The organism is Maridesulfovibrio sp., assembly GCF_965230075.1.
Classification (GTDB): domain Bacteria; phylum Desulfobacterota; class Desulfovibrionia; order Desulfovibrionales; family Desulfovibrionaceae; genus Maridesulfovibrio.
Window position 1 is genome coordinate 657,257 of sequence record NZ_OZ245945.1, and the last position, 20,664, is coordinate 677,920.

The window sequence follows — 20,664 nt, forward strand, 5'->3', positions numbered from 1 at the left end:
CTTAAATGCAAACATATTACTCAGATCTCCTTGTTATCGGCGCCGGACTGGCGGGCGAGCGCGTGGCTGTGGAGGCGGCCCAGGAAGGTTTTGATGTAACTTGTCTCTCGATTGTCCCGGCACGTCGGTCTCATTCATCGGCAGCGCAGGGCGGCATGCAGGCCGCGCTGGGTAACTGTGCCAAGGGCGAGGGAGATAATGTAGACGTCCACTTCGGCGATACTGTTCGCGGTTCCGACTGGGGCTGTGACCAGGAAGTGGCCCGTCTTTTCGCAGACGCAGCTCCCATTGAGATGCGCAGACTTGCACACTGGGGTGTGCCCTGGAACCGAGTTGTTCCCGGTAAATCCTTCTATTTCAAAGGTGGCGAGAAATTTGAAAAAGAAGAGAAAGAAGAAAAGCGCGGCCTGATCACAGCCCGCTCCTTCGGCGGTACCGCTAAGTGGCGTACCTGCTACACTTCTGACGGAACCGGACACGCGGTCATGTGTACCATGGATAACCGTTGTGCCGAACTCGGAATTGATGTTTTCGACCGCAAGGAAGCTATCTCCCTCATCCATGATGGCGATAAATGTACCGGTGCGGTTGTCCGCTGCCTGCGTACAGGGGAACTGGAAGTGTTCCTCTCCAAGGCCACTGCCATCTGCACAGGCGGTTTCGGGCGTATCTATAAAGCAACCACCAACGCGGTGATCTGCGACGGCGGCGGGCACATCATTGCCCACGATACCGGGGTTGTACCCATTGGTAACCCGGAAGCTATCCAGTTTCACCCCACCGGAATCGTACCTACCGATATTCTGGTAACCGAAGGCTGCCGTGGTGACGGCGGAACACTCCTCGACGTTAACGAAGAACGGTTCATGAACATTTACGAACCGGAAAAGGCCGAGCTGGCCTCCCGTGACGTTGTTTCCCGCTGGATGACTCATCATATGCGTGAGGGCAAGGGTGTTAAATCCGCTTATGGCGAACACCTCTGGCTTGATATCCGCCACCTCGGCGACAAGCATATCTCCACCAAACTGCGTGAAGTTGATGAAATCTGCCATCACTTCCTTAACGTTGACCCCCGCAAACAGCTCATCCCGGTCCGCCCGACCCAGCACTACACTATGGCTGGCGTGCGTACCAATAAAGATGGTGCGGTTTACGGCCTCAAAGGTCTGTTCTCCGCCGGTGAAGCTGCCTGCTGGGATATGCACGGCTTCAACCGTCTTGGCGGTAACTCACTTGCTGAAACCGTTGTTGCCGGTGGTATCATCGGTACCAAGATCGTTGAGTTCCTCAAGGGGTACGAGACCGATTTCAAAACCTCTCTGGTTGCAGAAGCCGTCCGCAAACAGCAGGACCGCATCGAAAATCTGCGCAGCGGTGCCAACGGTAAGGAAAATGTTTACAGGGTTCGTGAAGAAATGCAGGACGCCCTCATGGAAGGTTGTTTTGTATTCAGAAACGATGCCGGACTCAGAAAATGCATTGATACCCTGCAGGGTACTCTTGAAAAAGCGCGCAATGTCGGTCTTGTTTCCGACGGTCTGGGCGCAAACCACGAATTGGCTGCGGCCCTTAAGATCGAAGGTCAGGTCAAACTGGGCCTGTGCATCGCAAAGGCTGCTCTTGAACGTACTGAAAGCCGTGGTTCTCACAACCGCGAGGATTACACCGCTCGTGATGACAAGAACTGGCTGAACAGAACTCTGGCTTACTGGCGTGAAGGTGCTGATATGCCTGAACTGCAGTACGAAGAAGCCACTCCCCACTACGAGATTCCTCCGGGAGACCGTGGTTACGGCGGCGGTACTATTATCGAAGCCGACAAGGCTGAGATTGAAGCCAAGACTATCAAGAAATAACCCCTGACAAGGATATTAAAATGAGCAGACAACTCGAATTTGATATATTCCGCTACAATCCTCAGGATAAGGGGTCGGTTCCGCATATGCAGACTTTTGTGCTGGATGAAACCGAGAACATGACCCTGTTCATCGCGCTGAACCGTCTGCGCGAAGAGCAGGACCCCGGCCTGATTTTTGACTTCTGTTGCCGCGCGGGCATCTGCGGTGCCTGTGCCATGGTTGTTAACGGTAAACCCCGTCTGGCCTGCCAGACCAAGACCGTTGATCTTCCTGAACGCATAACCCTGCTGCCCCTGCCTGTATATAAACTGATCGGTGACCTTTCAGTTGATACCGGTATCTGGTTCAGGGAAATGTACCAGTCCACAGAATCATGGATTCACACCAACAAGACCTTTGATCCCAACGCCCTTGAAGAGCGTATGGAAAACGAAGTCGCTGAACAGATCTACGAACTGGAACGCTGCATTGAGTGTGGTTGTTGTGTTGCTGCTTGCGGTACTGCAAGACTCCGTGACGACTTCCTTGGTGCTGCATCGCTTAACCGCGTTGCCCGTTTCGTCGTTGACCCCCGCGACCAGCGTACTGACCGCGATTACTTTGAAATTATCGGTAATGATGAAGGTATCTTCGGCTGCATGGGCCTGCTCGGCTGCGAAGATGTCTGCCCCAAGAATCTGCCGCTGCAGAACCAGCTCGGTTTCCTGCGCCGCAAGATGGGTATCACCGCAATCAAAGAAATATTCAGGAAGTAAGCAATGCGTACCATTAAAGCTGAACAGGTTATCGATTCTGTGGCGAAAATGTGCGTGAGCGCAAACCGCTACCTGCCCGAAGATGTCAAAAAAAGATTTGAAGAATGTGCCGCTGCCGAGGATTCTCCGGCTGCGAAAGAGGTCTTCAAGCAGATCAAGGAAAACTGGGAACTGGCTGCTGAATCCGGTCTTCCGCTCTGTCAGGATACCGGTCTGGCCGTCTTCATCGTTGAAATGGGCGAAGATGTCCGCGTTGAAGACATGAACATCCGTGAAGCCATCAACGAAGGTGTCCGCAAGGGTTACGACGAAGGTTTTCTGCGCAAGTCCGCCTGTGATCCCCTGACCCGGGCCAATACCAAGGACAATACCCCCGCCATCATCCATTTTGATATCGTCCCCGGTGACAAGATCAAAATCACCTTCATGGCCAAGGGTGGCGGTTCCGAGAACATGAGCCGGGTGACCATGATGGCTCCGGCAATGGGCTGGGAAGGCATCAAGAAATTCGTCATTGAGCGTGTTGCCGAAGCCGGACCCAACCCCTGCCCCCCGACCATGGTCGGTATCGGCGTGGGTGGAACTTTCGAATATTCCGCGCTGCTGGCTAAGAAATCACTGATGCGCAAAGTGGGCGAGCCTCATCCCGATCCGGAAATGGCCAAGCTTGAAGCTGAGCTCATGGAAGATATCAACAAGCTCGGCATAGGCCCCATGGGGCTGGGCGGCAAGACCACAGTCTTTGACGTGAAGATCGAAATGCGCCCCTGTCACATTGCGTCCCTGCCGCTGGCGGTGAACATCCAGTGCCATTCTTCAAGGCACGAGGAGGTTGTACTCTAATGGCTGAATACAAGCTGAACACTCCGCTGACTGATGAAGATATGGTCCAGCTCAAGGCCGGGGATGTGGTCAAACTGACCGGAACCATCTACACCGCCCGTGATGCTGCCCACAAGAGACTCTGTGACCTGCTCGACGACGGCAAGGAATTGCCGTTCGACCTTAAAGGTTCGGTGGTTTACTACGTTGGTCCCAGTCCGGCCCCTCCGGGCAAGCCCATCGGTTCTGCCGGTCCGACCACCAGTTACCGTATGGACACTTACGCACCCCGGCTGCACAGCCTCGGCCAGAAGGCCAGCATCGGCAAGGGTAAGCGTAATGATGAGGTCAAGCAGGCCCTGAAGGATTATAAAGCTGTTTATTTCGGAGCTACCGGAGGTGCTGGTGCTCTGCTTTCCATGTGCATCAAGGAAGCGAAAGTTATCGCCTTTGATGAACTTGGCCCTGAAGCCATCCGGGAATTGACTGTTGAGGATTTTCCTCTGCTGGTCATTAATGATTCCCATGGTGGCGAATTGTACGCCGTTCCTGATCGCAAGGCGGCGGGTCTTTAAAATCTTAAAGCACTGATGGCCTTTCGAAGCGGCGAAGACTTATTAAAAGGGTTTAAGCCGCCGGAGGCATCTAACATTAAGGAGAAATATTTATGTCTCTTTTCACTAAACAGGAAGCTCTTGATTACCATTCCAAAGGTAGAAAGGGTAAAGTTGAAGTCGTTCCCGTAAAACCTTGTGATACCCAGAAACACCTCTCCATGGCTTACAGCCCCGGTGTTGCTGAATCCTGCAAGGAAATTGCTGAAGACAAAGAAAAATCCTACCTCTACACCGGTCGCGGAAACCTTGTTGCGGTTGTTTCCAACGGCACCGCAGTCCTCGGTCTCGGTAATATCGGTCCCGAAGCCGGTAAGCCGGTTATGGAAGGTAAAGGCGTTCTCTTTAAAGTCTTTGCAGACGTTGATGTTTACGACATCAACCTTGATGTTTCCGATCCTGATGAGCTTTGCGCAATCGTAAAAGCAATGGAGCCCACCTTCGGTGGTATCAACCTCGAAGACATCAAGGCTCCCGAGTGCTTCTACATTGAAGAAAAGCTCAAAAAAGAAATGGACATCCCGGTCTTCCACGATGACCAGCATGGTACCGCAATTATTTCCGGTGCTGGACTGATCAACGCTGCTGAAATCACCGGTAAGAAAATTGAAGATATGCGTTTGGTTGTTTCCGGCGCAGGTGCTTCTGCTGTTGCATGCACCAACTTTTATAAATCTCTGGGCATCAAGCCTGAAAACATCGCCATGTTCGACTCCCGCGGCCACATCAACAACAGCCGTGAAGGTCTTAACGAGCAGAAGCAGTCCTTTGCTACCGATAAAGAGTACAAAGATCTCGCTGATGCAATGAAGGGCGCTGACGTATTCCTCGGTCTTTCTGTTAAAGGCATGGTCACCAAAGATATGGTTAAGTCCATGGCTGACTCCCCGATCATCTTTGCAATGGCAAACCCTGACCCTGAAATCAGCTACACTGACGCCAAGGAAGCACGTCCCGATGCCATCATGGGTACCGGACGTTCCGACTTCCCCAATCAGATCAACAACGTTCTGGGTTTTCCCTTCATCTTCCGTGGTGCACTGGATGTAAACGCCACCGCCATTAACGAAGAAATGAAGATTGCCGCAGCCAAATCCTTGGCAGCAATGGCAAAAACTCCGGCACCGGATTACGTATGCGAAGCTTATGGTGTGGATAAGCTTGAATTCGGCATCGACTACATCATTCCCAAGCCGCTTGACCTGCGTCTGATCGAATTCGAATCAGCTGCTGTTGCACAGGCTGCTATGGATACCGGTGTAGCCCGCAAGAAGATCGACATTGAAGAATACAAGAAAGAACTGCGTGAGCGTCTGGCTGCTTCTAGAGAACGCGTTGGTGATTTCATCAAGTCCTACAATCTCGATTTCTAATTCTGCTTGAATAATTACTTTGAAAACTAACCCCTCCCGGTCTTTCGGGGCCGGGAGGGTACAAATGGTGGTGAGGTCCTGTATGTAAAGTATCGGCAGTCCTGACGGATCAGGCAGGTGTTTTCCGAGTGCGCTGACAACCCGGTTTGGTAATATAATCATGGCGGGGCATAAGGGAACATTTTTTCCGTGAGGGAGGCCACAAGCTCAAGTGAGGGACTATGAGCGATCAACAAGACAGTGGTAACGGACGTAGAATCGGTTTCTTTGTAGGGCCGATAGTTTTCCTGATCATGCTTTTTCTTCCGGCTCCCGAGGGGATGAACCCGGCAGCTTGGAAGGTTGCGGCAGTAACGGCCCTGATGGCTATCTGGTGGATCACCGAAGCCATTCCCATTCCTGCGACATCTCTTATGCCTATCGCACTCTTTCCGCTTCTGGGTGTAATGAAATCCAAAGCGGCTTGTGCCCCTTATGCAAACCATCTCATTTATCTGTTCATGGGCGGCTTCTTTCTGGCTGTAACCATGGAAAGGTGGAATCTGCACAGGCGTATCGCCCTGCATACCATTAAAACAGTTGGAACCAGCCCCGGACGTATGATCCTAGGATTCATGATCGCTACCGGATTCCTTTCCATGTGGGTTTCCAACACAGCGACAACCATGATGATGGTTCCCATCGGTCTTGCTGTTATCCAGCAGGCCACCGGTTTTGATTCCAAAGATCTCAGAGCCTGTGCCAACACAGGTCCTGAATCCAACTTCGGTAAATGTCTTATGCTCGGTATCGCCTATGCTGCTTCCATGGGTGGTGTTGGTACCATCATCGGTACTCCTCCGAATACCGTAATGGTCGGTATGGTCGACAAAATGTACGGCGTGCAGATCGGCTTTGGCCAGTGGATGCTCTACGGTGTTCCTCTTGCCACAGTTATGATCGGTATTTCATGGTGGATTCTGACCAGAGTTCTGTTCCCGGCCAAGGGTCTGGAACTGGCCGGTGGTGAAGCTATCATTGATAAAGAAATCGAAGCCCTCGGACCCATGTCCAAGGAAGAAAAGTATATCGTTATCGTCGGTTGTTTTGTAGCCGCTTTTTGGTTGTCCCGCGGCTTCCTGAAGAAAATGGCTTTTGTTCAAGAACTTTGGCCCAACTTCGGTTTTGTTCATGATGCAACCATCGGTATCCTTGGTGCTCTGATCCTTTTCGCCATTCCTACCAATTTTAAGAAAGGCGAATTCCTGCTCGATTGGAAAACCGCGGTTAAAATTCCTTGGGATGTAATCCTGCTCTTCGGTGGTGGTCTGGCAATCGCCAACGGTTTCTCAAAGACCGGTCTGGCAACCTTCATTGCCTCAAGGCTGACCATGCTCGACGGCCTGTCCATTCTGGCCTTCGTTGCCATCGTGGTTCTGATTACCATCTTCCTGACTGAAATCACATCCAACACCGCCACCGCGACATTGCTTGTACCCATTATGGGTAGTGCGGCAATCGCTATGGGCGTACACCCCTTTGCAACTATTATCGGTGCCTGTGTGGCAGCATCCTTTGCATTCATGCTCCCGGTTGCGACCCCGCCCAACGCTGTTGTGTTCGGTTCCGGCTGTGTGTCCATCAAGCAGATGGCCTCGGCTGGTTTCTGGCTTAACATGATCGGTGCAATTCTGATTACCATATCCGTGGTCTACCTGTTGCCGGTGCTTTGGGGTATTGATTTAAGTGTCCTCCCAGACTGGGCTGTTATGCCTAAGTAACACCCCCTACGTTTCCGGGCGGCCAGTTCCGCCCGGAAACTGATTTCTCAAGGTATTTAAAATATTTCTTTGAAATTTATCTGCAGCCGATGGTTGCGGATTCCATATCTGCGTCCGAAATTCGGACCGGGAGACACCGGATGTTCCGCAAGCATCCCCCCGGCAGGGCCACGACCTGTTTGCCTTTTTAGCGCTACATAGGGTTGCAGCATTATATTCAAGGCAGCATGGCGGACCTCATCAGCACCTCCTGTGGCTTTGCCGGGTGTCTCCAAAAATGACTCTTTTTCCGTTACCTCATAGACGTGATTAAAAACAAAACTTTTGGTATTAGTGAATTCCCATGCAGTAACTGAATTCAGGAGAAAGAATGTCAAATAGCTTATACATTGCGGCGACTGAGGCCCGGAGCGGAAAATCTGCAATTGTTCTCGGGGTAATGCAGCTGCTTTTGACCCACCTGCGCAAGGTGGCGATTTTTAGACCCATCATTCATGATAACTACCGGGACCGGGATCACGATATCGATCTCATCCTGCGTCATTTCAAGCTTCCACAGGACTACGAGACCACCTACGCATACACCCAGAGTGAGGCCACCCGCCTGCTTAATGACGGCAAGCATTCCCTGCTCATGGAAAATATCCTCGATCGTTTCAAGGAACTGGAAGCGAATTACGATTTCGTGCTCTGCGAGGGAACTGACTACCTCGGCGGTGAGGCTGCCGTAGAATTTGAAATCAACCTCGATGTAGCCAGCAACCTCGGCTGTCCGGTTCTGGCTGTGCTCAATGCCATGGACAGTTACGAAGATGAAATCTGCGATCTTGCAAACCGTACCGTGGCCATGTTTGAGGAAAAAGGACTGGATGTTATTTCGGTCATGGTTAACCGGGCGGCTAAAGAATTTTCTCCTGATCTCGGTGCGAGGCTGCGTGGCTGTCTCAAGAGCGAAAGCGATCCATTGGTTTACGTATTGCCCGATGATAAAAGACTGGGCAACCCGACTATGTCTGACGTGGTCAAGTGGCTGGACTGCCGGGTGCTTTACGGGCGTGACCGTCTTGATACGCCCATCGACAACTACGTGGTCGCAGCCATGCAGATTGAGAATTTCCTGAAATACGTCAACGACGGCAGCTTGATTATTACTCCCGGAGACCGTTCAGATATTATCCTCGCCAGTTTGTCATCGCGTTTATCTGATGCTTATCCTAATGTTTCTGGTATACTGCTTACTGGCGGAATCAAGCCGGCCATGACCGTCCATCATTTAATAGAAGGGTGGAAGGGGGTCCCACTGCCCATTCTGGTTGCGCCGGGGCATACTCATAAGACCGCCCAGATTTTGCGTGGACTGCACGGTAAGATTGATCCGGAGAATCAAGTCAAGGTGCTTTCGGCCATGGGCTTGTTCGAGACCTGTGTAGATTCTCATGAGCTGCAGCAGAAGCTGGTTTCCAGCCGTTCCACACGGATTACCCCTTATATGTTCGAGCACACCCTTTTGCACAAGGCCCGCGAAGATAAGCAGCGCATTGTCCTGCCGGAAGGCAAGGAAGAGCGCATCTTACGGGCGGCGGATATCCTGCGCCGCAGGGATGTTGTTAATCTGACCCTGCTCGGAAACGAGGATGAGGTTAGGCAGACTGCTTCGGATATCGGTATCAGCCTGAAGGGCATTGAAATCGTCGATCCGGTTAAGTCTGAGCATTTTGACCGCTTTGTGGATGATTACTTTGAGCTGCGCAAGCACAAGTGCATTGTTAAGGATGACGCCCGTGACCGCATGAGCGATCCCACCTATTTCGGAACCATGATGGTTTATACCGGAGTAGCTGACGGCATGGTTTCCGGTTCCATTACCACCACTGCCCAGACCATTCGTCCGGCCTTTGAGTTCATCAAGACCAAACCCGGATTCTCCATTGTCTCCAGTGTGTTTCTGATGTGTATTAATGATCGGGTAATGGCCTATGGAGACTGTGCGGTGAACCCCAATCCCAATGCCCAGGAGCTGGCTGAGATCGCTATCAGTTCTGCCCATACGGCTGAAATTTTCGGCATTGAACCGCGGGTGGCCATGCTTTCCTATTCCACCGGAGAGTCCGGCAAAGGGGATTCCGTGGATAAGGTCAAAGAGGCAACCAAGCTGGTACGGGAAATGGCTCCGGAAATAGCGGTGGAAGGCCCCCTACAGTATGACGCTGCGGTGGACCCGGAAGTAGGGGCCGAACTCATGCCCGACAGTGATGTTGCAGGACAGGCGTCCGTTTTGATTTTTCCTGATCTGAATACCGGGAACAATACTTACAAGGCCGTGCAGCGTTCTCAGCCGGAATCCGTTGCCATCGGCCCGGTTTTGCAGGGCTTGAAAAAACCGGTCAACGACCTGAGCCGCGGATGCACGGTGCGTGATGTTGTGAACACTGTGGCTATCACCGCCATTCAGGCTATTGCGGAGAAAGAGCGGCAGAAAAACCAAGCCGGGGAGGAATAGATTAAAAATATTCTTGTGTGATTGAACGCACTTCCAAGGCCTCTCTGCGGCTTTAAGGCTGGACGCGCACTTTGGAAGTGCTGGGGTTTCTGGTTTTTTTGATCGTCTGATCAGTTTTTTGCAGAAATTGGCCCGAAATCGGTGAAATACGGGTAGGCAACGCATATGGTCGTGTGCTACACTTTTCGGCGCACGCCTTCCCAACCATAAAGACACGGAGAATAAAGTAATGGCAAAAAAAATGAAAACCATGGATGGTAACCAAGCCGCTTCCTACGTAGCTTATGCTATGTGCGAAACCGCCGCCATCTATCCTATTACCCCTTCATCCCCTATGGCCGAGCTGGCTGACGAGTGGGCTGTTCAGGGTGTGAAAAATATTTTCGACACCACCATGGAAGTTCGTGAGCTGCAGTCCGAAGCCGGTGCTGCGGGTGCTTTGCACGGTGCGCTGGCAGCAGGTAACCTTTCCTGTACCTTCACCGCATCTCAGGGCATGCTCCTGATGATTCCCAACATGTACAAGATTGCGGGCGAGCTTCTGCCTACCGTTTTCCATGTATCCGCCCGCGCTCTCGCCGGACAGGCTCTGTCCATCTTCGGTGACCATCAGGACGTAATGGCCTGTCGTCAGACCGGATTTGCAATGCTCGCTTCCAACTCTGTTCAGGAAGCACTCGACCTCGCGCTGGTTTCCCACCTTGCTACCGTTGAATCCAGCATTCCTTTTGTACACTTTTTCGACGGTTTCAGAACTTCCCACGAAGTTCAGAAGGTCGAACTGATCGATTACGAAGATATGGCTGCAGCCCTGAACTGGGATAAAGTCCGTGACTTCCGTGACCGTTCTTTGAACCCTGAGCATCCGCATACCCGCGGTACCGCCCAGAACCCGGACATCTACTTCCAGGCCACTGAAGCAATCAATCCCTACCGTGACGCTGTTCCCGGTTATGTTGAAGACGCTATGGCTAAAGTTAAGGATATCACCGGCCGTGAATACAAACTTTTCGACTACGTAGGTCATCCCGAAGCGGAAGACGTAATTGTTGCCATGGGTTCCGGCTGTGAAGCCATTGAGGAAACCATTGAAAAGCTGGTTGCTGACGGCGAAAAAGTCGGTCTGGTAAAAGTACGCCTGTTCCGTCCTTTCTCCATCGAACACCTCGGTCGCGCTATTCCCGCAACCTGCCAGCAGATCACTGTTCTGGACCGCACCAAAGAAGGCGGCGCCATCGGTGATCCCCTGTACCTCGATGTCTGCACCGCACTGAAGGAAATGAACATCGACCTGCCCGTTTATGCCGGTCGCTACGGTCTTGGTTCCAAGGAATTCACTCCTGCAATGATCAAGGCCATCTATGACAACATGAAGTCTCTGGCTCCCAGACACCACTTCACCATCGGCATCAACGACGACGTTACCCGTCTTTCCCTCGAAGTAGGCGAAAGCATCGATACCACCCCCGAGGGCACTGTTCAGTGTAAGTTCTGGGGTCTCGGTTCCGACGGTACTGTCGGCGCGAACAAGCAGGCCATTAAAATTATCGGTGATAAAACCGACATGTACGCACAGGGCTACTTCGCTTACGACTCCAAAAAGTCCGGCGGTATCACCGTATCCCACCTGCGTTTCGGTAAAAGCCCCATTAAGTCCACATACCTTGTTGAAATCGCGGACTTCATCGCCTGTCACAACCCCAGCTACGTAAAACTTTACGATCTGTTGGACGGCATCCGTGAAGGCGGAACCTTCCTGCTGAACACCAGCATGGGACTTGAAGAGCTGGAAGCTGAACTGCCCGCAAAACTGCGCCGCAAGATTGCTCAGAACAAGCTCAAGTTTTACGTCATCGACGGTGTTAAGATTGCCGGTGAAGTTGGACTCGGCGGACGTATCAACATGGTAATGCAGACCGCATTCTTCAAGCTGGCAAACGTCATTCCTTTTGAAGATGCAGTCAAATACCTCAAAGAATCCATTCAGACCGCTTACGGTAAGAAAGGCGAGAAGATCGTCAACATGAACAACGCTGCAGTTGATCAGGCCGAAGCTAATCTGATTGAAATCAAATATCCGGAAAGCTGGGCAACCGCAGAAGATGAAGAAGCAGTCGAATCTTTCGAGCCTGAATTCATCACTGATGTTGTTAAGCCCATCCTTGCTCAGAAAGGTGACGATCTTCCGGTCAGCGCATTCTCTCCTGACGGACGTTTCCCCATGGGTACTTCCCGCTTTGAAAAACGCGGTGTTGCAATCATGGTTCCCGAGTGGATCATGGACAACTGCATCCAGTGCAACCAGTGCTCCTTTGTCTGCCCGCACAGTGCCCTGCGCCCTGTTCTCGTAGACGAAGAAGAAATGAAGATTGCACCTGAGTCCTTTGAAACCATGGATGCCAAAGGCAAGGGTATGGAAGGCCTCAAGTACCGTATGCAGGTCAACACCCTTGATTGTCAGGGCTGCGGTAACTGCGCAGATATCTGCCCGGCCAAGGAAAAAGCCCTGGTCATGAAGCCTCTGGCTACCCAGACCGAGAAAGAAGTCCCCAACTACGACTTCTCCGAAATCGTATCCTTCAAGGACCGCATCCTGCCCCGTACCAGCGTTAAGGGCAGCCAGTTCCAGCAGTCCCTCATGGAATTCTCCGGTGCATGTTCCGGTTGTGGTGAAACTCCTTACGTCAAGGTCCTCACCCAGCTCTTCGGCGAACGCATGATCATTGCTAACGCCACCGGTTGTTCCTCCATCTGGGGCGCTTCCGCACCTTCTACTCCTTACTGCGAGAACCTCGAAGGTCACGGTCCTGCCTGGGGTAACTCCCTGTTTGAAGATGCCGCTGAATACGGCTTCGGTATGGAAATGGCTATTTCCAACCGCCGTGATCGCCTCAAGCAGCAGATGGAACAGGCTCTTGAACTGGACATCACTGACGAACTCAAAGCAGCCCTCAAAGGTTGGATTGAAAACAAGGATGACGCTGCCAAGTCCCTCGAATTTGGTGACCAGCTGCGTGAACTCCTTGCTGTAGAAGCTGACAACTATGAGCTGCTCCTCGACATTGAAGAGCAGGAAGATATCTTCACCAAGAAGTCCGTATGGTGCTTCGGTGGTGACGGCTGGGCCTACGACATCGGCTTCGGCGGTGTTGACCACGTTCTCGCTTCCGGCAAGGACATCAACATCCTCGTTATGGATACCGAAGTGTACTCCAATACCGGTGGTCAGGCTTCCAAGGCAACCCCGCTCGGCTCTATTGCCAAGTTCGCTGCCGCAGGTAAGCATACTTCCAAGAAAGACCTCGGCCGCATGATGATGAGCTACGGATACGTTTACGTTGCTTCCATCTCCATGGGTGCCAACAAGAATCAGGTCATGAAGGCTTTCCTCGAAGCTGAATCCTACCCCGGACCTTCCTTGATCATCGCTTACGCTCCCTGCATCAACCAGGGTATCCGTAAGGGTATGGGTAAAACCCAGCTCGAAGGTAAGCTCGCAGTTGAGTCCGGCTACTGGCCGCTTTACCGCTTTGACCCCCGCCGCGAAGAAAACGGCGAAAATCCGTTGGTTGTTGAATACAAAGAACCTGACGGAACCCTGCAGGAATTCCTTTCCGGTGAAAACCGTTACGCAATGCTTGAGCGCATGATGCCTGAAGCATCCAAGACCATGCGTGCCGGCATCGAAAAGGATTGCAAGCAGCGCTACAATCTCCTCAAGCAGCTGGCTGAAATCGACTACAAAGTCGACTAGTCCGCTTCAGGAACTGTCTGTACAAAACGAGGCCCCCGTATCCGATGGATGCGGGGGCCTTTTTGGGAGAATTGATGCGCTGTGCGCTTTTGACGATTTGATTAGACCAGAAGGGCTAAACCCCTCTGGACTCCCTAATAGTTGGTTTTGTACTATTTTATGCGGATTGGGTTTCAAGTAAGGCGAGTTCAGCTTGAAGTGCGGCAAGTTCCACTTCCTTTGTCTTCAGTTCTTTTGCGGCTTTTTCGTCGTTGGTTGCTTGGGAGCGAAGTTGCTGGATCTCGGATTCTAGCTTTTCGATTTCGTCTTCCTTGTCCTCTACATCAGTGCTTTCGCTTGAAGAGGAAGCTGCTGCGCCACTTGCGGCTCCAGCTGGAGGCTGACCGCCTTTTCCGCCTCCGGGTGCGCCGCCTTCTCCATCAGGAGGCATGCCTCCGGGGGGCATTCCACCGGGACGACCGCCCGGGCGGGGCATATTTTCCGGGTCAATGCCGTTCTTCTCGGCAAAACTTTCCATGGTGTCTTTTAAGTCTTCGCGTTGATCTTCAGTCAGGTCGCCGGGATTTTTAGCCCCGTATTCTTCCATTTTTGACTTGAACAGTTCCATGGCTTCAGCAGAAATCTTGACGGTATCACCGTCTTTCAGCCGTTCATCAATGGCTTTGCGCTGTTCATCCGGCTCATTCTGGTTCAACTTAAACACACCTGTTGAGGCTGAGTTGCCCAGTGAATCAATTGTGACCATAAAAACACTCCTTTTGTTTAAGAAAATTAACAACACCTAAAGCAAAGCAATGTTTCGGCCAGTGTCTATAAAGATCAGATAAAGAATTATTAAGAAATGTATGTAGTTTTAAAGATGTAAAAAAGCCCCTGCATTAACATGAATGCAGGGGCTTTTGTTATATCGAAGACATATTTGCTAGCCTTTGCCCTTGGTTTTGGTCTTACCGGGCTGGGCATTTTTTTCAACATAGTCGATGAGCCTTCCCGCAACATCAATTTCTGTAGTGGTCTCAATTCCTTCAAGTCCGGGGGAGGAGTTTACTTCCATGACCACCGGTCCGTGATTGGAGCGCAGGATGTCCACCCCGCAGAAGCCCAGTCCCATGATCTTGGCACTGCGTACAGCTGTAGAACGTTCTTCGGGAGTAATTTTTACCTGAGTTGCCGATCCGCCCTGATGCAGGTTGGAACGAAAATCCCCTTCAGGTCCCTGACGTTTCATGGAGGCAATAACCTTTCCGCCGACGACCAGACAGCGGATATCGGAACCTGCTGCTTCGGAAATGTATTCCTGAACAAGGATGTTTGCTTTCAAGCCCTTGAAGGCTTCAATGATACTTGCGGCGGTAGCCCTTGTCTCAGCAAGGACGACTCCTTTGCCCTGAGTACCTTCCAGTAGTTTGATGACCAGCGGGGCGCCGCCAACGGAGTCAATCAGGTCTTCGGTGTACTGCGTGGAGTGGGCAAAGGCAGTTACCGGAAGTCCGATCCCTTTGCGTGCCAGTAGCTGCAGACTGCGCAGTTTATCGCGGGAGCGGGTGATAGCTACGGATTCATTTACGCAATATACGCCCATCATCTCAAACTGGCGGACTACTGCGCAACCGTAAAAGGTAATGGATGCACCGATGCGGGGAATGATCGCATCAAATCCTTCGAGTTTTTCTCCTTTATAAAGAATACTCGGATTGTGCGAAGTGATGTTCATGTAGCAGCGCAGGGGGTTGATGACCCGCACTTCATGGCCGCGGGCCTTGCAGGCTTCCACTAGCGAATTGGTGGAATATAGTTCCCGTTTGCGGGAAAGAATGCCGATTTTCATTCGTGCCTCCCGAAATATCTATTTGTAAAATTCAGCAGCGTGTTTCCTGCCCAGCAGGTACGATCCGGCAGGATCGACAATAAGTCGTTCTTCCATGGCTGTTCTGCCAAGAAGCATCCGGAATTTCATGGAATCACGGTTCGTCAGGGTAAGTTCAATATCCCAGCTCATGTTGCCCATAATGATTTTCGAACTGATCACAGGACGTTCTTCGCTTATGCCTCCGGAATTGGTGACTGTGCGGAAATCAATGACCGGTGCTTCGCAGAAGACTTCAATGTCTGTATCATTCTGAACAGGATGGACACCGAAACGAATCCACTGTTGACCGTCCCGTTCAAAAAAATCCTGCTGGAAAGAGTGCAGGCATGAAGTTTTAGCTCCGGTGTCAGTTTTGAATTTAATGGCCGGAATATTCAATTGCGGGAAAGCTCCCCATTCCCTCCAGCCGATGACCGTTTTCCCATGTATGTTTTCGGGACAGTTCATAAGCTGCTCCTTGAGTATGAAATATGCCGTAAAATGAAGTATGGTGCAGAATAATCAAGGTAGATTGAGTTTATCTGCTCTCTCTGTGAGAATGTGCTTCTATTTATAGCGAGGTAGGGCATATAGCTGTGAGCCTTGAAAAGCAAGCAAAAAAAGCAGGCTATGCGATTTTTGTCAGTTGAATTCACAATCAGGCTCGGCTTGCAAAAAGAATCGTTTCAGGCAACAAGGGAACCACTTTTGTTAAGGAGTCTGATTTTGACTGAAATAAACGCATCTTCACCTCTCGACGCCAAGGTGGCCCACAGCGCAGGCCTCATGTCCGGCATGTTGGAAATGTATCCGCCGGAACGCATCGCCGTGGCTTGGACCGGGGGTAAGGATTCCACCGTAGTGCTGGCCCTCTGGCGGGAAGTGCTTAAGAATAAGGGTAAGGAAGCATCGCTGACATTGATTCCGCAGGCCCTGTCCATTGATACCGGGATTAAGTTTCCTGAAGTGATGGCTTTCAGAGATGTCACAGCCTTGAAATGGGATGTTGATGTGAAGGTCATCCGGCCCGAAGTGGACCTCACAAGCTACCCGATAGCTGAGGACCCGGTGAAATGTTGCGCTGATCTCAAGATCAAACCTTTGCAGAAGGCCATAGAAGAATTTGAAATTGACCTGCTCATTACCGGGATTCGTCGCGATGAACATCCCAGCAGGGCAGGGCGCAGGTACATGGAAGTGCGCGATGAGCCGGACCACACCCTGCTTAATCCGATTCTCGAATGGACTGAGATGGATATCTGGTCGTTCATCACCATGCACCAGATTCCGCATTGCGAACTTTACGATCAGGGCTATCGTTCCCTAGGTTGTAAACCATGCACTGCAAAAGGTGGCAGCACCGAACGCGATGGTCGCAGTGCAGAGAAAGAACGTAATCTGGAACAGCTTACTTCTATGGGATATTTTTAAAGACAGTTATGATGCGCTTTTGGATGAAAGGATTTTGCCTCCGGCGGCTTAAACCCTCTTGAAAAAGGGTTTAAGAATCCCAAAACTTTTTAATAAGGCTTCGCCGTTTTGTCGGAAAGATTTGGGGCAGTAGGGAAGGCTGATGTTTAATATAAAGAGAGATATAGAGATATGAGAGTTAATTTTTGTTTGTCCAGTTATGAGGTTCATGAGTCTTGGCGTGGATTTTTTACTCTTCCGCGGATGATGGAGCTTGATAAAATCAGTTCTTCCATCGGTAAGGATTTTACACCCAATGCAGATAAGGTTCTGCGTTTCTGCGAAACAGATCTTTCCACTATGAAAGTGATTATTCTTGGTCAGGACCCTTATCCTCAGATGGGTGTTGCCACCGGCAGGGCCTTTGAAGTTGGTGATATCAAAACTTGGGCCGAATTGAAGCGTAATGCTTCACTGGTCAACATCCTTAAGCTGCTGCATAAGAATTACTTGCAGGCTGATGATGTTGAAGGTATCGCCAAGATCAGGAAAGATATTGAGTCCGGTAAATTTCCGGTATTGCCTCCGAAAAAAATGTTCGGTCACCTTGAAAATGAAGGTGTGCTTTTCCTGAACACCGCACTAACCTGCCAGATTGATAATTCCGGCAGCCATACTGAAATCTGGCGCGACTTCAGCAGCGCACTTCTGCAGTTCATTGCTCAGAAAAATTCTAATGCAAAATGGATGCTCTGGGGCAAGGACGCTCAGGAATTCGCAGGATTTGTAGCCGAAGATCAGAAAATGACCAGCTACCATCCGCGCCTGTTCACCAAAACAGCAGGTACCTTCCTCGGCGAAAACCACTTCGCTAATTGCCCAGAAATCAACTGGGTAAAATAAAACTTAACTTCGCTGTGGTTTTAACCACTCAAAATCCTGATAACAACGACGCGAAGCATATTAAAAGTTTTTGGGATTCTTAAACCCTTTTTACAAAAAGGGTTTAAGGCCCCCGGCAGGGTCGCCGAAGGCATGCCTTCACGCCTTGGCTCTTATAACAATATGTATTATGCTACCGCGCACGTTATTTTTATATTAGCTGCCAAACTGAATAAATCAGGTGAAAAATGATCAATAGAAAAAAGACCCGTGAGCTGTTCATCGGGGATGTCGGCATTGGTGGAGACAACCCGATCAGGGTCCAGTCCATGTGCAACACCGACACCCGCGACGCCCTTTCCACCCGGGCGCAGATCGATGCTTTGGCTGAGGCCGGATGCGAAATCGTGCGTGTTGCCGTGCCGGACGAAGAAGCCGCTAAAGCCCTGCCGCAGATCCGTAAGGGGGCTCCGGTCCCGCTGGTGGCGGACATTCATTTTGATTACCGTCTGGCCCTTGCCGCCATTGATGCCGGAATCGACGCTTTGCGCATCAATCCCGGTAACATTGGTAATGAACGCCGCGTGGATGCTGTTGTTTCTGCTGCCAAGGCAAACAACATCCCCATCCGTATCGGCGTGAACGGCGGCTCGTTGGACAAAGCACTGCTCGCCAAGTATGGCGGTCCGACCCCGGAAGCCATGGTCGAAAGTGCGCTGGAACACGTGGCTATGCTGGAAAAGAGGGAATTCTACAATACCAAGATTTCTCTCAAATCTTCGTCTGTGCTGAATACCATCGCCGCTTATAAACTGCTTTCCGAAAAAGTTGATTATCCGCAGCATGTAGGCATTACCGAAGCGGGTACTCTGGTGCGCGGTGCAGTTAAATCTGCCGTTGGACTGGGTATCCTGTTCTGGGAAGGTCTTGGCGATACCATGCGTGTTTCCCTGACTCATGATCCTGTGGCTGAAGTGGGCGTTGCCTGGGAAATCCTGCGTTCTCTGGGACTGCGTGAACGTGGCCCTGAGATTGTTTCCTGCCCCACCTGCGGACGTACCGAGATTGATTTGATCGGTCTGGCCCAGAAAGTGGAAGACAACCTGCGCGGTGTTGAAGATGTCTTTACCGTGGCGGTTATGGGCTGCGTGGTAAACGGTCCCGGAGAAGCACGCGAAGCTGATATCGGCATTGCCGGGGGCCGTGGGCTGGGCATCATTTTCCGTAAGGGCGAAGTCATCCGCAAGGTCAAAGGCGATGAGAACCTGCTGCCTGAATTTATGAAAGAAATTGAAATATTTTTGAAAGAAAAGAGAGGACAATAAATGCGTTTAAGCCGTTACTATATTCCCACATTGAAAGAAGACCCTTCTGAAGCGGAAGTGGTTTCCCATAAACTGCTCATGCGTGCGGGTATGATCCGCAAGCTGACCAGCGGTATTTACAACTACCTGCCGCTGGGCCTGAAATCCATCAACAAGGTTGCAGGCATCGTGCGTGAGGAAATGAACCGCGCGGGCGCGCTGGAAGTGCTTATGCCCATGGTTCAGCCCGGTGACCTTTGGCAGGAAACTGGCCGCTGGGATTACTACGGTAAAGAGCTGCTGCGCGTTAAAGACCGTCACGGTCGTGATTATTGTCTCGGACCCACCCACGAAGAAGTCATCACCGACCTCGTACGTGGCGAAGTAAAATCCTACAAGCAGCTTCCTCTTAATCTTTACCAGATTCAGAACAAGTTCCGTGACGAAATCCGCCCCCGCTTCGGCCTGATGCGTGGTCGTGAATTCATCATGAAAGATGCTTACTCCTTTGATAAGGATGAGGCTGGCGCAGAAGAATCATACGCAAACATGTTCGAAGCTTACAAAAAAGCTTTCTCCCGTATTGGACTGAACTTCCGTCCTGTACAGGCTGACTCCGGTGCCATCGGCGGCGATTTTTCACACGAATTTCACGTGCTGGCTGATACCGGTGAAGACACCATCGCGGTCTGCAAGGATGATAAGTGCGGCTACGCAGCCAACCTTGAAAAAGCAAAGGTTGCTGCTCCTGCCGGTGAATCCATGCTCAACGCTGAGTGTCCTGCAATTGAAGAAGTTGCCACTCCCGGTAAGCACACAGTTGAAGAAGTCTGCGAATTTCTCGGAGTTGAACAGGACAAGCTGGTTAAGACCCTGCTGTTCACCGTTGACGGTGAGCCTGTTGCTGCCCTTGTTCGTGGTGATCGTGAGCTCAACGACGTTAAGCTGCGCAACCTCGTTGGCGGTAACGAAATCGAAATGGCAACCGAGGAGCAGGTTAAGGAATGGACCGGCGCACCTGTCGGATTTGCCGGACCTGTGGGCATCAAGGTTGAGCGCATCTTCGCCGACCACGAACTGCTGGCTGCTACCGACTGGATTGCCGGAGCCAACAAGGGCGATACCCACATCAAGCATCTCTCCCTTGGCCGAGACTGCAAGATTGAGCAGTTCGCAGACCTACGCGTGATCACCGAAGCTGATCCCTGTCCCGAGTGCGGCGCGGCTATCAAGTTCACAAAGGGTATTGAAGTAGGTCATGTCTTCAAGCTCGGTTCCAAGTACTCCAAGTCTATGGAAGCCACTTTCCTTGATGAAAACGGCAAGACCCAGCCTATGGTAATGGGCTGCTACGGTATCGGCGTTTCCCGTATTGTTGCTTCCGCCATTGAGCAGAACAACGACGAAAACGGCGCTATCTTCCCGCCGACCATCGCTCCTTTTGAACTCTGTGTGATTTCCCTCGGCGGTAAAGATGCTGCTGTTAATGAAAAAGCAGAAGAGCTTTACAACGAGCTCATGGAAATGGGCATCGATGCCGCTTACGATGACCGTAAGGAACGTCCGGGTGTGAAATTTGCTGACGCTGACCTGATCGGTTACCCCATGCAGCTGGTTATCGGCGGTAAGGGACTCAAGAACGGTATTGTGGAAGCTAAGAACCGTAAGACCGCTGAAAAGATCGAATTGCCCCTCGAAGGTTTCACTGAAGCCTTCAAAGCATGGCGTGCCGAAATCTGGCAGTCATGGGGACTTGAAGCATAAATTAAAAGTAAAGCT

The 20,664-nt window shown here is 51.3% G+C and carries 16 protein-coding genes; 12 read left to right on the forward strand and 4 right to left on the reverse strand.

Annotated elements, in window-relative coordinates:
• The first annotated feature begins 5 nt into the window (after window positions 1–5).
• The 6 genes from ACO05Z_RS02915 to ACO05Z_RS02940 all read left to right on the forward strand — a co-directional run bounded on the left by ACO05Z_RS02915 (window position 6) and on the right by ACO05Z_RS02940 (window position 7,186).
• The gene (locus ACO05Z_RS02915; RefSeq protein WP_421900324.1) at window positions 6–1,859 is read left to right on the forward strand and encodes a fumarate reductase flavoprotein subunit; all 1,854 of its coding nucleotides are present in this window, start codon (window positions 6–8) and stop codon (window positions 1,857–1,859) included.
• Window positions 1,860–1,879: 20 nt separating this feature from the next.
• A complete protein-coding gene (locus ACO05Z_RS02920; RefSeq protein WP_421900326.1) occupies window positions 1,880–2,617 on the forward strand; it encodes a fumarate reductase iron-sulfur subunit in 738 nt (245 codons plus the stop codon).
• A gap of 3 nt (window positions 2,618–2,620) precedes the next feature.
• The gene (locus ACO05Z_RS02925; protein WP_421900328.1) at window positions 2,621–3,460 is read left to right on the forward strand and encodes a fumarate hydratase; all 840 of its coding nucleotides are present in this window, start codon (window positions 2,621–2,623) and stop codon (window positions 3,458–3,460) included.
• On the forward strand, window positions 3,460–4,014 hold the full coding sequence (locus tag ACO05Z_RS02930; protein ID WP_421900330.1) for a Fe-S-containing hydro-lyase: 555 nt from the start codon (window positions 3,460–3,462) through the stop codon (window positions 4,012–4,014). The genes ACO05Z_RS02925 and ACO05Z_RS02930 overlap by 1 nt, the downstream gene beginning before the upstream one ends.
• Window positions 4,015–4,106: 92 nt before the next feature.
• Window positions 4,107–5,426: a malic enzyme-like NAD(P)-binding protein gene (locus ACO05Z_RS02935; RefSeq protein ID WP_421900332.1), complete on the forward strand. Its 1,320-nt coding sequence runs from the start codon at window positions 4,107–4,109 to the stop codon at window positions 5,424–5,426.
• Window positions 5,427–5,647: 221 nt separating this feature from the next.
• A complete protein-coding gene (locus ACO05Z_RS02940) occupies window positions 5,648–7,186 on the forward strand; it encodes an SLC13 family permease (protein ID WP_421900334.1) in 1,539 nt (512 codons plus the stop codon).
• A 56-nt stretch (window positions 7,187–7,242) separates the two neighbouring features.
• Here ACO05Z_RS02940 and ACO05Z_RS02945 read toward each other — a convergent pair whose 3' ends face one another.
• A complete protein-coding gene (locus tag ACO05Z_RS02945) occupies window positions 7,243–7,461 on the reverse strand; it encodes a hypothetical protein (protein WP_421900336.1) in 219 nt (72 codons plus the stop codon).
• 95 nt (window positions 7,462–7,556) lie between these two features.
• Between ACO05Z_RS02945 and pta the strand changes: the two genes are divergently transcribed.
• Both pta and nifJ read left to right on the forward strand, forming a co-directional pair.
• Window positions 7,557–9,686 (forward strand): phosphate acetyltransferase, encoded by a 2,130-nt coding sequence (gene pta, locus ACO05Z_RS02950; RefSeq protein WP_421900338.1) that lies wholly within the window; start codon window positions 7,557–7,559, stop codon window positions 9,684–9,686.
• Between the two features lie 229 nt (window positions 9,687–9,915).
• Window positions 9,916–13,440: a pyruvate:ferredoxin (flavodoxin) oxidoreductase gene (gene nifJ / locus ACO05Z_RS02955; protein WP_421900340.1), complete on the forward strand. Its 3,525-nt coding sequence runs from the start codon at window positions 9,916–9,918 to the stop codon at window positions 13,438–13,440.
• 157 nt (window positions 13,441–13,597) lie between these two features.
• Here nifJ and ACO05Z_RS02960 read toward each other — a convergent pair whose 3' ends face one another.
• From ACO05Z_RS02960 to ACO05Z_RS02970, 3 genes are all read right to left on the reverse strand, one after another.
• Complete coding sequence (locus tag ACO05Z_RS02960; RefSeq protein WP_421900341.1) at window positions 13,598–14,185, reverse strand: hypothetical protein; 588 nt, start codon at window positions 14,183–14,185, stop codon at window positions 13,598–13,600.
• A 177-nt stretch (window positions 14,186–14,362) separates the two neighbouring features.
• Window positions 14,363–15,268 carry a 30S ribosomal protein S6--L-glutamate ligase gene (gene rimK / locus ACO05Z_RS02965; RefSeq protein ID WP_421900343.1) on the reverse strand — a complete coding sequence of 302 codons (906 nt, stop codon included), beginning with the start codon at window positions 15,266–15,268 and terminating at the stop codon, window positions 14,363–14,365.
• Between the two features lie 18 nt (window positions 15,269–15,286).
• Window positions 15,287–15,757, reverse strand: a complete 471-nt coding sequence (locus ACO05Z_RS02970) for an ATP-dependent zinc protease (RefSeq protein WP_421900345.1) — start codon at window positions 15,755–15,757, stop codon at window positions 15,287–15,289.
• 258 nt (window positions 15,758–16,015) lie between these two features.
• On the opposite strand from ACO05Z_RS02970, the gene ACO05Z_RS02975 reads away from it, so the two are divergent.
• From ACO05Z_RS02975 to ACO05Z_RS02990, 4 genes are all read left to right on the forward strand, one after another.
• Window positions 16,016–16,720, forward strand: coding sequence for a phosphoadenosine phosphosulfate reductase family protein (locus ACO05Z_RS02975; protein ID WP_421900347.1), 705 nt, complete (start codon window positions 16,016–16,018; stop codon window positions 16,718–16,720).
• A 171-nt stretch (window positions 16,721–16,891) separates the two neighbouring features.
• On the forward strand, window positions 16,892–17,602 hold the full coding sequence (locus tag ACO05Z_RS02980; protein WP_421900349.1) for a uracil-DNA glycosylase: 711 nt from the start codon (window positions 16,892–16,894) through the stop codon (window positions 17,600–17,602).
• 227 nt (window positions 17,603–17,829) lie between these two features.
• Window positions 17,830–18,906 (forward strand): flavodoxin-dependent (E)-4-hydroxy-3-methylbut-2-enyl-diphosphate synthase, encoded by a 1,077-nt coding sequence (gene ispG, locus ACO05Z_RS02985; protein WP_421900351.1) that lies wholly within the window; start codon window positions 17,830–17,832, stop codon window positions 18,904–18,906.
• A complete protein-coding gene (locus ACO05Z_RS02990) occupies window positions 18,907–20,649 on the forward strand; it encodes a proline--tRNA ligase (protein WP_421900353.1) in 1,743 nt (580 codons plus the stop codon).
• The last annotated feature ends 15 nt before the right edge of the window (window positions 20,650–20,664 follow it).

Excerpts from the sequence above, each read along its gene's own strand:
- ACO05Z_RS02915 (WP_421900324.1), top strand. The coding sequence starts at position 6 with ATGCAAACATATTACTCAGATCTCCTTGTTATCGGCGCCGGACTGGCG.
- ACO05Z_RS02920 (WP_421900326.1), top strand. The coding sequence starts at position 1,880 with ATGAGCAGACAACTCGAATTTGATATATTCCGCTACAATCCTCAGGAT.
- ACO05Z_RS02925 (WP_421900328.1), top strand. The coding sequence starts at position 2,621 with ATGCGTACCATTAAAGCTGAACAGGTTATCGATTCTGTGGCGAAAATG.
- ACO05Z_RS02930 (WP_421900330.1), top strand. The coding sequence starts at position 3,460 with ATGGCTGAATACAAGCTGAACACTCCGCTGACTGATGAAGATATGGTC.
- ACO05Z_RS02935 (WP_421900332.1), top strand. The coding sequence starts at position 4,107 with ATGTCTCTTTTCACTAAACAGGAAGCTCTTGATTACCATTCCAAAGGT.
- ACO05Z_RS02940 (WP_421900334.1), top strand. The coding sequence starts at position 5,648 with ATGAGCGATCAACAAGACAGTGGTAACGGACGTAGAATCGGTTTCTTT.
- pta (WP_421900338.1), top strand. The coding sequence starts at position 7,557 with ATGTCAAATAGCTTATACATTGCGGCGACTGAGGCCCGGAGCGGAAAA.
- nifJ (WP_421900340.1), top strand. The coding sequence starts at position 9,916 with ATGGCAAAAAAAATGAAAACCATGGATGGTAACCAAGCCGCTTCCTAC.
- ACO05Z_RS02960 (WP_421900341.1), bottom strand. The coding sequence starts at position 14,185 with ATGGTCACAATTGATTCACTGGGCAACTCAGCCTCAACAGGTGTGTTT.
- rimK (WP_421900343.1), bottom strand. The coding sequence starts at position 15,268 with ATGAAAATCGGCATTCTTTCCCGCAAACGGGAACTATATTCCACCAAT.
- ACO05Z_RS02970 (WP_421900345.1), bottom strand. The coding sequence starts at position 15,757 with ATGAACTGTCCCGAAAACATACATGGGAAAACGGTCATCGGCTGGAGG.
- ACO05Z_RS02980 (WP_421900349.1), top strand. The coding sequence starts at position 16,892 with ATGAGAGTTAATTTTTGTTTGTCCAGTTATGAGGTTCATGAGTCTTGG.
- ispG (WP_421900351.1), top strand. The coding sequence starts at position 17,830 with ATGATCAATAGAAAAAAGACCCGTGAGCTGTTCATCGGGGATGTCGGC.
- ACO05Z_RS02990 (WP_421900353.1), top strand. The coding sequence starts at position 18,907 with ATGCGTTTAAGCCGTTACTATATTCCCACATTGAAAGAAGACCCTTCT.